General features: G+C 62.7%; 11 protein-coding genes. 6 read left to right on the top strand and 5 right to left on the bottom strand.

Annotated features, from left to right (window positions below):
• The 6 genes from LDL37_RS09380 to LDL37_RS09355 form a co-directional block, all read left to right on the top strand.
• A partial coding sequence (locus LDL37_RS09380) for a tetratricopeptide repeat protein (RefSeq protein WP_290797195.1) occupies nucleotides 1-1,668 on the top strand: 1,668 nt, incomplete at its 5' end.
• A 128-nt stretch (nucleotides 1,669-1,796) separates the two neighbouring features.
• Nucleotides 1,797-2,612 (top strand): phosphonate ABC transporter ATP-binding protein, encoded by an 816-nt coding sequence (locus tag LDL37_RS09375; RefSeq protein ID WP_290797193.1) that lies wholly within the window; start codon nucleotides 1,797-1,799, stop codon nucleotides 2,610-2,612.
• Nucleotides 2,609-3,664, top strand: a complete 1,056-nt coding sequence (gene phnD, locus LDL37_RS09370) for a phosphate/phosphite/phosphonate ABC transporter substrate-binding protein (RefSeq protein ID WP_290797190.1) — start codon at nucleotides 2,609-2,611, stop codon at nucleotides 3,662-3,664. Before LDL37_RS09375 ends, phnD begins: the two co-directional genes overlap by 4 nt.
• Nucleotides 3,664-4,479: a phosphonate ABC transporter, permease protein PhnE gene (phnE, locus tag LDL37_RS09365; RefSeq protein ID WP_290797187.1), complete on the top strand. Its 816-nt coding sequence runs from the start codon at nucleotides 3,664-3,666 to the stop codon at nucleotides 4,477-4,479. The genes phnD and phnE overlap by 1 nt, the downstream gene beginning before the upstream one ends.
• A gap of 42 nt (nucleotides 4,480-4,521) precedes the next feature.
• Nucleotides 4,522-5,220 (top strand): SDR family NAD(P)-dependent oxidoreductase, encoded by a 699-nt coding sequence (locus LDL37_RS09360; protein WP_290797184.1) that lies wholly within the window; start codon nucleotides 4,522-4,524, stop codon nucleotides 5,218-5,220.
• Nucleotides 5,221-5,273: 53 nt separating this feature from the next.
• Entirely contained in the window at nucleotides 5,274-5,564 is a 291-nt protein-coding gene (locus LDL37_RS09355) for a hypothetical protein (protein WP_290797182.1), read from the top strand.
• A gap of 95 nt (nucleotides 5,565-5,659) precedes the next feature.
• Here the strand turns inward: LDL37_RS09355 and LDL37_RS09350 are convergent, their stop codons facing one another.
• The 5 genes from LDL37_RS09350 to dapF all read right to left on the bottom strand — a co-directional run.
• The gene (locus LDL37_RS09350) at nucleotides 5,660-6,262 is read right to left on the bottom strand and encodes a MarR family transcriptional regulator (RefSeq protein ID WP_290797179.1); all 603 of its coding nucleotides are present in this window, start codon (nucleotides 6,260-6,262) and stop codon (nucleotides 5,660-5,662) included.
• Nucleotides 6,263-6,349: 87 nt separating this feature from the next.
• On the bottom strand, nucleotides 6,350-7,039 hold the full coding sequence (locus LDL37_RS09345; protein ID WP_290797176.1) for a septation protein IspZ: 690 nt from the start codon (nucleotides 7,037-7,039) through the stop codon (nucleotides 6,350-6,352).
• A gap of 1 nt (nucleotide 7,040) precedes the next feature.
• Entirely contained in the window at nucleotides 7,041-7,982 is a 942-nt protein-coding gene (ftsY, locus tag LDL37_RS09340) for a signal recognition particle-docking protein FtsY (protein WP_290797171.1), read from the bottom strand.
• A gap of 47 nt (nucleotides 7,983-8,029) precedes the next feature.
• Nucleotides 8,030-9,358 (bottom strand): tRNA (N(6)-L-threonylcarbamoyladenosine(37)-C(2))-methylthiotransferase MtaB, encoded by a 1,329-nt coding sequence (gene mtaB, locus LDL37_RS09335; protein ID WP_290797168.1) that lies wholly within the window; start codon nucleotides 9,356-9,358, stop codon nucleotides 8,030-8,032.
• The coding region (gene dapF / locus LDL37_RS09330; protein ID WP_290797165.1) for a diaminopimelate epimerase at nucleotides 9,351-10,000 on the bottom strand (650 nt) is incomplete at its 5' end. The genes dapF and mtaB, both read right to left, overlap by 8 nt.

The raw sequence follows: 10,000 nt of genomic DNA, 5'->3' as shown, positions 1-10,000 counted from the left end.
TCCCATAAGATACTGAGCGCGGCGGTCGGCTTCGCCATCGAAGAACAAAAGGCGCATCCGCAACTGTTCCAAAGGTGCTTTGAGCGGCTTCTGGCCAATGACCGTGCACAGGCGGAAAGCCAGCGCCTTTTGCACGAAAAGGCGGATCAGCACAGCGCGGATATCGCGCAGGTGCTGGCCCTGGTCAGGGCGCAAAACGACCCCCTGCGGCTCCTGGCCAATGACCGCGCGCACGCAGAAAGCCAGCGCCTTTTGCACGAAAAGGCGGATCGGCAGAGCGCGGATATCGCGCAGGTGCTGGCCATGCTCAAGGAGAAAAACGACGCCCTGCTGCAATCCGCCGTCTCCGATGAACAGGTTCGCAACCTTCTGGAAAGCTTCGCCGCGCAGGACCTGCCGAGGGATCAGTGGTATGAGGCCCTGAAAAGCGGCATCGCCGGGGATAAGGCCCTGATTGCCGAACTGTCGCGCAAAACAAACGAGCCACCCGAAGTCGACAGGCTGCGTCAGCAGGCCGCCGAGGCGCTGAATAAAGGTCAGTCGGATAAGGCCGAAGCCCTGCTCGAACGGCTGAGTCAGATCGACGCCGCAACCGAACGCGACGCCGCCTTACGCCGGGCGCAAACCCGGGCGCAGATGGGACAGATCAACCTCAGCCGCGCCCGTTACGAAGACGCCGCCCGCCATTATCTGGAGGCATTCGAGGCCGCCAAACCGCATCAGCCTGATGTCGCTATAGGTTATGGTTACAGCGCGGCCAGCGCGCTCGAAGATCAGGGGCGCATTTTTGGCGGCACGGCCCTCGATCAGGCGGCTTCGTTTTTAACGGAGACCTTGCTGCCCCTGATCCCCAGAGAGGCCGCCGCTTCAGAATGGGCAAGCACGCAAAACCTTCTGGGCATTGTCCTGCGAATCCTCGGAGTGCGACGCGACGGGCAGGCCGGCATCGACGCCCTCACCGACGCCGAAGCCGCCTATCGTCAGGCGCTGGAGGTCCGTACCCGCAAAGACTTCCCCATCGACTGGGCCATGACGCAGAACAATCTCGGTGTCGTCCTGCAAACCCTCGGGGAGCGTCGCGCCGGACAGGACGGGATTGATGCCCTCACCGACGCCAAAGCCGCCTATCGCCAGGCGCTGGAGGTCCGTACCCGCAAAGACTTCCCCATCCAATGGGCCATGACGCAGAACAATCTCGGCAATGTCCTGCAAAACCTCGGCGAGCGCCGCGGCGGTCAGGACGGGCTTGATGCCCTCACGGGGGCCGAAGCCGCCTATCGTCAGGCGCTGGAGGTCCGTAACCGCGCTGACTTCCCCATTCAATGGGCCATGACGCAGAACAATCTCGGCAATGTCTTGCAAACCCTCGGGGCGCGACGCGACGGACAGGACGGGATCGACGCCCTGACCGAGGCCGAAGCTGCCTATCGTCAGGCGCTGGAGGTCTATACCCGTAAAGACTTCCCCATCGACTGGGCCATGACGCAGGAAAATCTGGGTATCCTGTGCGAGAGCCTGTTCGAGAAAACGGGGGATCGTCAGCCTCTGTCGCGCGGGATCGAAGCCGTCGAAGGCGCGCTTGAGGTCTATCGGTCCATTCAGTCCGAATATGACATCCGCACGGCTGAGACCCTGCTGTCGCGTCTGCGCGCCCGTGCGGCCAATTGACCTTTGCGGAAAGGCGATGGTTGCCAAAGCGCTCAAACTTCGGCAAGACTCCGGCGTTCATCTTTGTTAACGCCGCACTGCGTTCTGGTGTCGGCGCAGGGGGGGACGGGGTTGCCCCGTGAGCGCATATGCCGAGCCTTGTTGACGTTCAGTCGCTGTCGAAAAGCTTTGCGCTCAAGGCGCAGGGTGCGGCACCGGCGCGTCGCTTCAAGGCGCTGGACAATGTCTCCTTCATCATGGATCGCCCACAGCGCATCGGCCTGATCGGCCCGTCGGGGTCGGGCAAGTCCACCCTGCTGCGCAGCCTGTCCGGCCTGATCGTCGGCGACGAAGGCTCCGGTCCCGTCACGGTTATGGGCCGCACGGTGCAGGTTGATGGCCGCCTGGGGGCTGAGGTGCGGGCGGCGCGCGCCGATCTCGGCATGGTGGCGCAGTCGTTCAATCTGGTCGGACGGCTCAGCCTGTTTACCAATGCGGCCTTGGGGCTTCTGGGGCGCATTCCGCCCGTGCGTGGCCTGTTCGGCCTGTGGACGGCCGAAGAAAAGCAGCGCGTCATGCAGGCGCTTGACACTGTGGGCATAGCCGACAAGGCGTCGCAGCGCGCCAGGACCCTCTCTGGCGGTCAGCAACAGCGCGGCGCGATTGCCCGCGCCATTGTGCAGGATGCGCGCCTCCTTCTGGCCGATGAGCCCGTCGCCTCGCTGGACCCGGTGACGGCGCGCAAGGTGATGGAGCTTCTGGTGCATCTTCACGAAGACCGTGGCGTTGGCGTCATCGTCACCTTGCATCAGGTGGACTATGCTATGAAATATTGCGACCGTATTCTGGCCCTCAAGGACGGCAAGATCGTATATGACGGTCCCGCCGACGGCCTGAGCGCGGACCGCCTGAGCGAAATCTATGGCCCTGAGATCGAGCAGGCCTATTGGAGAGACCCGTCATGACCCTGTCGCGCAAGGCTATGCTGAGAGGTTTGTCGGCTTCGGCCCTGGCCCTGCCCTTCCTGACCTCGGGCTGCGGTAAGGTCGATCAGACCAAAGGTCCGCGGACGGAAATCAGCTTCTCCATCCTGTCCACCGAAAACGCGCAGAATCAGGAGCCCCTGTGGCGGCCGTTTCTGGCCGACATGGAAAAGCAGACCGGGCTTAAGGTGAAGCCCTTCTTCGGCTCCAACTACACGGCGCTGATCGAGGCGATGCGCTTCAATCAGGTGCAGGTCGGCTGGTTTTCCAACGCCTCCGGGCTTGAGGCCGTGCGCCGCGCCGATGGCGAGGTGTTTGCGCGCTCGTCTGACCCGTCCGGCGTCGATGGCTATCAGAGCGTCATCATTGCGCGCGCCGATTCCCCGCTGACCGCCGAAGACCTGCTGAAATGCGATGGTAAACGCACCTTTGGTCTGGGCGATGTTAAATCGACCTCCGGTACGCTGGCACCGATGACCTACTTTTTCCTGCCGCACAAGGTCGATCCGGCCAAGTGCTTCAAGACGGTGCGCACGGGCAGCCACGAGGCCAATTTCCAGGCCGTGGCCAATGGCATGATTGACGCGGCCACCAACAACAATGCCTCGCTGGAGCGCATGGCGCAGGTCTCTCCGGAAAAACTGAAACAGATCAAGATTATCTGGACATCCCCCACCCTGCCGGAAGACCCGATCATCTATCGCAAGGACCTCGATCCGGCGACCAAGGAGAAGATACGCTCCTTCTTCCTGTCCTACGGCACCGGCACTGACGCTGAAGGCCAGCGTCAGCTCAAGATACTGAACAATCTGATCTTTGGCGTGTTCAAACCGGCGGACGATACCCACCTTTTGCCCGTGCGCGAAATGGAAGCCGCCGAAGCGCTGATCAAGGCGCAAAACGCCGGGGATGCGGCCGCCATCCGCAAGGCCGAGGCCGAGCTGAAAGCCATTTCGCGCGAAGCGGCTGCGCGTCAGGCTGCCCCGCAGGCCCTGCCCGACTCCGTGCCCGGCGCACGACCCGACGCGCAATAATGGTTCATCCCTCTTCGCCCGAAGCGCTTCAGCCGCCGCGCGCCCCCCTGCCCGAAAAGCTTGTGAGTTGGGGGTTGTGGCTGGGCTTTGGCCTGTTGCTGGCGCTCAGTTTCAAGGGCGCGCAGATGGGTGACCTGCCCTTGCTGGGGCGTAACTGGGACAATACCAGCACCTATCTGCGCGACTATCTGCATCCGGATTTGTCTGATCCCTCGACCGTCGCCTACTATATCCGCGAAATGTGGGTCACGGTGCAGGTCGCCATCTGGGGCACCGTGCTGTCGATCCTTCTGGCGATTCCCTTCTCACTTTTGTGCGCCACCAATATCGCGCCGTCGTGGATCAGCTTTCCGGTGCGACGCTTGATGGACACGCTGCGGGCGGTCAACGAACTGGTCATCGGCACGGCCTTTCTGGTGGCCGTCGGGCCGGGGCCTCTGGCCGGGGTGCTGGCTCTGGCCCTGCACAATACCGGCGTACTGGCCAAGCTGTTCTCCGAGGCGGTCGAGGCCGTCGATCAGTCACCTATCGAAGGGGTCCGTGCCACCGGCGGCACGGGGCTTCAGGAAATCGTCTGGGGCATCCTGCCGCAGGTCGGACCGTTATGGACATCGTTTGCCCTCTATCGCTTCGAATCGAGCGCCCGCTCGGCCACGGTGCTGGGCCTGATCGGGGCTGGCGGGATCGGGCAGGTGCTGTTCGACAATATCAACAGCTTCAACTACGCCCGCGTGTCGGCCATCGCCCTGATTATCGTCGCCGCCGTGGTGCTTATCGACCTGACCTCTGCGGCGCTGCGCAAGCGACTGGTCTGAGGCCGCCTGTCCGCCGTAGAAGGCGGAAACAGGAGTTCGGCTATGGCGCGTTATCTGATTATTGCAGCAGGGTCCGGCATCGGACAAAGCCTTGTACAACATCTGCGACAGGGCGGGCATGAGGTGATCACCACCGCCCGCAGCGACCGCACGATTACCCCCGATCATATCGTGGACGCGGCGGATTTCGACGCCGTGGACGCCGTGTTCGCAAAAGTGGGCAAGGTGGACGGGGTGGTCAATCTGGCCGGGTCGCTGCTGCTGAAATCTGCAGGCCTGACCAGCCGCAGCCAGTATGATGCCACCATCACCGCCTCACTCACCACGGCCTTTGCCACGGTGCGCGCCGCCGCCCGGCACATGACCGAAGGCGGTTCGGTGGTGTTGCTGTCGTCAGCCGCCGCTCTGGAAGGGCTGGCCAATCATGAAGCCATTGCCGCCGCCAAGGCCGGAGTCATTGGCCTGACGCGCTCAGCCGCCGCCTCCTATGCGGGACAAAATCTGCGCATCAATGCCATTGCGCCCGGTCTGGTCGAAACGCCGCTGACGGCGGGGCTGGTCGGATCAGACGCCGGTCGCCGCGTGTCTGAGTCCATGCACGCTCTGGGGCGACTGGGGAAACCCGAAGACGTCGCCCGCGCCATCGCCTTCCTGCTCGACCCGCAAAACGACTGGATCACCGGGCAGGTGCTGGGCGTGGATGGCGGCCTAAGCCGGGTGCGCCCCAAGTTGAAAGTTTAAAGACTTAACCCGCGTTAACCATTTAAATACCTGAATCACAGCATAAAGGCGGTATGAGCACGATACCGCCTTCCCTGTCCCAGATGCTTCTTGGTCGCGCCGCCACCCCGGCCGCGGCCCAGAAACCGGCGACCGATACCGCTGCGCGTTTCAATGACGCTTTATCTGCACAGAAGGCCTTTTTCCGTCAGGCCACAGGTCAGGCGGCGTCCGTCGATCAGCCCGCACCGAAACCGGCCGGCGTTACGCCCGCCACCTTCAAGGCCACCGAGATCGCTCAGGGCACCAAGCCCGAAGACCTGCGGATGCTGCGTCCGGGCAGCTTGCTGAATATCCGGATTTAGTACAAATTATGAAATCGGGGTTTCTGAAGCCCCCACCACCGCACCTCGCCTACGGCTCGCGCGGTCCCCCTCCCCGGCGCGCCGGGGAGGTAAGATCAGGCGTCCTGCTTTTCCGTGGCAATGCCTTCGTTCAGCGCAGGAAAGGGCAGAGGCGCCTTGTGCTTTTTGCCGGCCTTCTTGCCTTTCTTCTTCTTGTCGGCCTTCTTCTCGCCCTTCACCTTGCGCGGCGCGTCTTCAACATCCTCTTCGCGGACGGCGGCGATACGGCGCAGCAGCTTGAGGAAGCTGTCGCGCTTGGGCGGCGACAACAGGGACAGGATGCGCTCATCTGCGGCCTCGACCTTGGGGCGGATCTCGTTGAGAGCGGCGCGCCCTTCGTCGGACAGACGCACCAGATTAGCGCGGGCATCGGTCACCGAGCGTTCACGCGCCAGAAGCCCCTTGGCGATCAGTCGCGCCACCATGTCGGCAAGCGTAGAACGGTCGATACCGGTGGCCTTGACCAGATCGGTCTGGGTCAGACCTTCCGCCGTGTCCGCCGCCAGAAGCAGGGCGTATTGCCGCTGCGTCAGGGCGCTGTCGCCGGTTTCTTCGGTATAGATGTCAAGGGCGATTTGCAGCACCCGATGCAGAAGATGCGACGGCGAATTTTCCAGCAAGTCCGAACCCTCGAAATGATTACGCTTATGCTTCTTCATGCGCCGTCCCCATGCTGAACGACGCTATCTAAGCATCACTATACAACAGAATTACGACAAATCCATCCGCATACTGACGGAGTGTATTCAGGAGGCGGACGGGTTCGTTTCCGGCAGCATGTTCTTCATCAGGAAGGGGGTCAGGATCAGTGTAAAGACAATGGGTCCACCAAACAGCGACGCCATCTTCCACGTCACCCACACACTGTCCGACTGCGTGCGCCAGACGATCTCATTGGCCACGGCCATCACGGCATAAAAGCCGACATAGAGCCAGGTCAGCTTGGGCCACGCCTCTTCCTTGAGCTTCAGCGTTTCGCTGATCAGGCTCTTGAGCGGGTACTTTTTCATCAGGGCAGCGATCGCCAGAATCCCGCCGATCAGCAGGTTGATCACTGTCACCTTGACCTTGATGAAGACAGGGTCGTGGAAGAAGATGGTCATCAGTCCCATCGGAATGGCAAACAACGTCGCCACCAATGGAATCCACGCCACGCGCTTTTCGATAATATAGGCCGCGATCAGAGCCACGATGGAAATAACGATCAGCACACCCGTCGCCCAGATCATCGGCGCGGTAGCGTCCGTGCCACCGACCTTCAGCGCACGGAAGATAAAGAAGCTGAGGCCGAACCCGATAACGGGCCCGAAGTCGATGGCCGTCTTGGTCCAGTTGGTCGCCGCCGGTTCCGGGGCGTCAGGCACGATGGCTTCGGGCAGGGCCTCGGCCTGAGCCTCGGTGATTTCGATGCGCGGTTCGGGCTTGGGGGCTGGCATTTTACTCTCCGAGGGGTTCAAGCCCGACCATCGAGCGGGCGAAGGCGCTGGCGCGGAACGGTTGCAGGTCATCGATATCTTCACCCACCCCGATCAGCTTGATGGGCGCGTCAGAGGCCTTGGCGATGGGGACAAGGATGCCGCCGCGCGCCGTGCCGTCCAGCTTGGTCATGACAAGGCCCGACACAAAGGCCTGGCGCCCGAAAATCTGTTCCTGACTGAGGGCATTGCGGCCGACCGTGGCATCGAGCACCAGAAGCGTCTCGTGCGGGGCGTCCGGATCGACCTTCTTGATGACGCGGACGATCTTCAACAGCTCGTCCATCAGTTGCTGCTTGTTCTGAAGACGGCCGGCCGTGTCGATCAGCACGACATCATAGCCCTCTTCTTTGGCGCGCACCGTGGCGTCATAGGCCAGACCCGCCGCATCGGCCCCGGTCTTGCGACCCATAAAGTCGGCCTTGGCGCGTTCGGCCCATACCTTGAGCTGCTCGACGGCGGCGGCGCGGAAGGTGTCGCCCGCCACGATCAGCACCTTCGCGCCCTTGGCCGTCAGGGAGGCGGCGATCTTGCCCAGTGTCGTCGTCTTGCCCGATCCGTTCACCCCGACAAACAGCACGATATAGGGCTTGGGGCCCGACAGCGGGTCGAAACTGTCTTCGCGACCTTTCAGTTCCTCGGCAATGGCTTCGGCCAAGGCCTCCTTGACGGCGTGGTCGTCGGTCGAAGCGAACTTTTTGGCGGCCATCTTGCCAGCGATAGAGGCGGCGATATGCGGACCGAAATCGCTTTCGATCAGCATGTCCTCCAGCGCCTCGACGGCGGCGGCGTCAAGCGTCTTGTTGGCGACGAAGACGCTCGCCACCTGCTCGGTCAGTTGCTGAGAGGTCTTCGACAGGCCCTGCGTCAGGCGCGAAAACCAGCCGGGTTTTTTCTCGGTCATCAGTATCTCCCCCTCGCCCGGTGGCGGGAGAGGGTCGGGGTGAGGGGCTATATCAGCACAGCCCGCGCGCGTTTTCCGTCATGGCCGGTAATCCGCAAAGAGGCAATACCCCCGACCTTTACTTTCTCTGGCGCATCTCCCTCGAATAGCACCTCGGTAAAGTCCGCTGCGCGGGCAAAGCCGGGCTTTTCTATGACCGCCGACACCTCACGCCCCACCTGTTTATCGAGGTGTCGCGTCAGGGCCTCCGCCGCCTTGGCACGCAGGCGGGCGGCACGCTCCTTGATCAGGGCGCGCGGCAGTTGCGGAATTTTCGCCGCCGGGGTCTGCGGGCGCGGGCTGTAGGGGAAGACGTGCAGGAAGGCCAGATCGCACTCATCGACCAGCGCCAGCGAATTGGCGAAATGCGCTTCGCTTTCGGTCGGGAAGCCCGCAATCATATCGGCCCCGAAGGCCACATCCGGGCGCAACGCGCGCACCTGCTGCACAAGTTTGATGGCGTCATCGCGCAGGTGACGACGCTTCATGCGCTTGAGTATCAGGTCGTCGCCGTGCTGCAAGGACAGGTGCAGATAAGGGGCCAGCCGTTCTTCTTCGGCGAACAGTCGCAGCAGGGTGTCGTCGATTTCCGCCGCATCAATAGACGACAGACGCAGACGATTAAGGTCCGGCACATGTTTGAGGATACGTGCCACCAGATGCCCCAGTTGCGGCTGACCCGGCAGGTCATTGCCCCAGGAGGTCAGATCGACACCCGTCAGCACCACCTCATTATAGCCTTCGGCGACCAGCCGAGAAATCTGACCCACCACATCACCCGCCGCCGCTGAGCGCGAATTGCCGCGCCCATAGGGGATGATGCAGAAGGTGCAGCGGTGATCGCAGCCGTTTTGCACCTCGACATAGGCGCGGGCGCGGTCCTTCAGACCGTCGATCAGGTGACCGGCGGTTTCACGCACCGAAAAGATGTCGTTGACCGCAATGCGCGCCGAGTCGGGCCGCAGCGCATAGGCGCCGGCCTTGGCCTTGTCACCATTGCCGATGATGAAATCGACCTCACCCATAGTGGCGAAGGTGTCAGGGTCGGTCTGCGCCGCGCAGCCAGTCACGATCAGGCGCGCGTCCGGGTTTTCCTTGCGCGCACGCCGGATGGCCTGACGCGCCTGACGCACGGCCTCACCCGTCACGGCGCAGGTGTTGAAGATAATGGCTCCATCGAGCCCGTCTTCGGCGGCGACCTTGCGAATCTGCTCGGACTCATAGGAATTGAGGCGGCAGCCAAAGGTCACCACCTCGACGCCCGATGTCAGGCCCGTGGGTGTGGCGGGTGGTTCGGCGGGAACCTCTTCGTGAGGGTGAGTATGACCATCAGCCATTGAGCTGGCCTTCGAACTCGACCTCGACCGGGCCCGTCATGATGACGTGATCATCCGCTTGCCGCCACAGGATGTGCAGCGGGCCGCCATCCATAATGACCGTGGCGTGGCGGTCGCTCAGGCCGCGTCGCGCGCAGGCGACCAGCGTGGCGCACGCGCCGGTGCCGCAGGCCCTGGTGATACCGGCCCCGCGTTCCCACACCCGCATACGGATGGTGTTGCGGTCGATGACCTGCGCAAACTCAACATTCACCCCTTCCGGAAATAAGGGATGGTTTTCGATCAGGCTGCCCGTGCGTTCGACATCGACCGCCGCCACGTCTTCAACAAAGAAGACCACGTGCGGATTACCCATCGAGACGGCGCATGGCGTGTGATAAAGCGGCGCGTCGATCGGCCCGACCTGAAGCTCCAGCCGTTCGGTGTTCATCTCTTCCGACAAAGGAATCTGCGTCCAGTCGAGTCGCGGCGCGCCCATATCGACGCTGGCCATACCGGTTTTTGCGTCGCGCTCCAGCACCTTCGCTGTCGTCGCCCCGCCCAGGGTGTCAATGCGAAGGTCCGCACCGGGGGCGTCGCGGTCAAGATACCAGCTCACGCAACGCAAGGCATTGCCGCAGGTTTCCACCGTGCCGCCATCGG

It is taken from the genome of Asticcacaulis sp., assembly GCF_020217185.1.
Taxonomy (GTDB): Bacteria; Pseudomonadota; Alphaproteobacteria; order Caulobacterales; family Caulobacteraceae; genus Asticcacaulis.
Note: the sequence above shows the minus strand (reverse complement) of the source record. Positions and strands in the feature narration are given on the sequence as shown.

What these genes read in the sequence shown, in the direction of transcription:
- LDL37_RS09375 (WP_290797193.1), top strand. Translation starts at nt 1,797, where the DNA reads ATGCCGAGCCTTGTTGACGTTCAGTCGCTGTCGAAAAGCTTTGCGCTC.
- phnD (WP_290797190.1), top strand. Translation starts at nt 2,609, where the DNA reads ATGACCCTGTCGCGCAAGGCTATGCTGAGAGGTTTGTCGGCTTCGGCC.
- phnE (WP_290797187.1), top strand. Translation starts at nt 3,664, where the DNA reads ATGGTTCATCCCTCTTCGCCCGAAGCGCTTCAGCCGCCGCGCGCCCCC.
- LDL37_RS09360 (WP_290797184.1), top strand. Translation starts at nt 4,522, where the DNA reads ATGGCGCGTTATCTGATTATTGCAGCAGGGTCCGGCATCGGACAAAGC.
- LDL37_RS09355 (WP_290797182.1), top strand. Translation starts at nt 5,274, where the DNA reads ATGAGCACGATACCGCCTTCCCTGTCCCAGATGCTTCTTGGTCGCGCC.
- LDL37_RS09350 (WP_290797179.1), bottom strand. Translation starts at nt 6,262, where the DNA reads ATGAAGAAGCATAAGCGTAATCATTTCGAGGGTTCGGACTTGCTGGAA.
- LDL37_RS09345 (WP_290797176.1), bottom strand. Translation starts at nt 7,039, where the DNA reads ATGCCAGCCCCCAAGCCCGAACCGCGCATCGAAATCACCGAGGCTCAG.
- ftsY (WP_290797171.1), bottom strand. Translation starts at nt 7,982, where the DNA reads ATGACCGAGAAAAAACCCGGCTGGTTTTCGCGCCTGACGCAGGGCCTG.
- mtaB (WP_290797168.1), bottom strand. Translation starts at nt 9,358, where the DNA reads ATGGCTGATGGTCATACTCACCCTCACGAAGAGGTTCCCGCCGAACCA.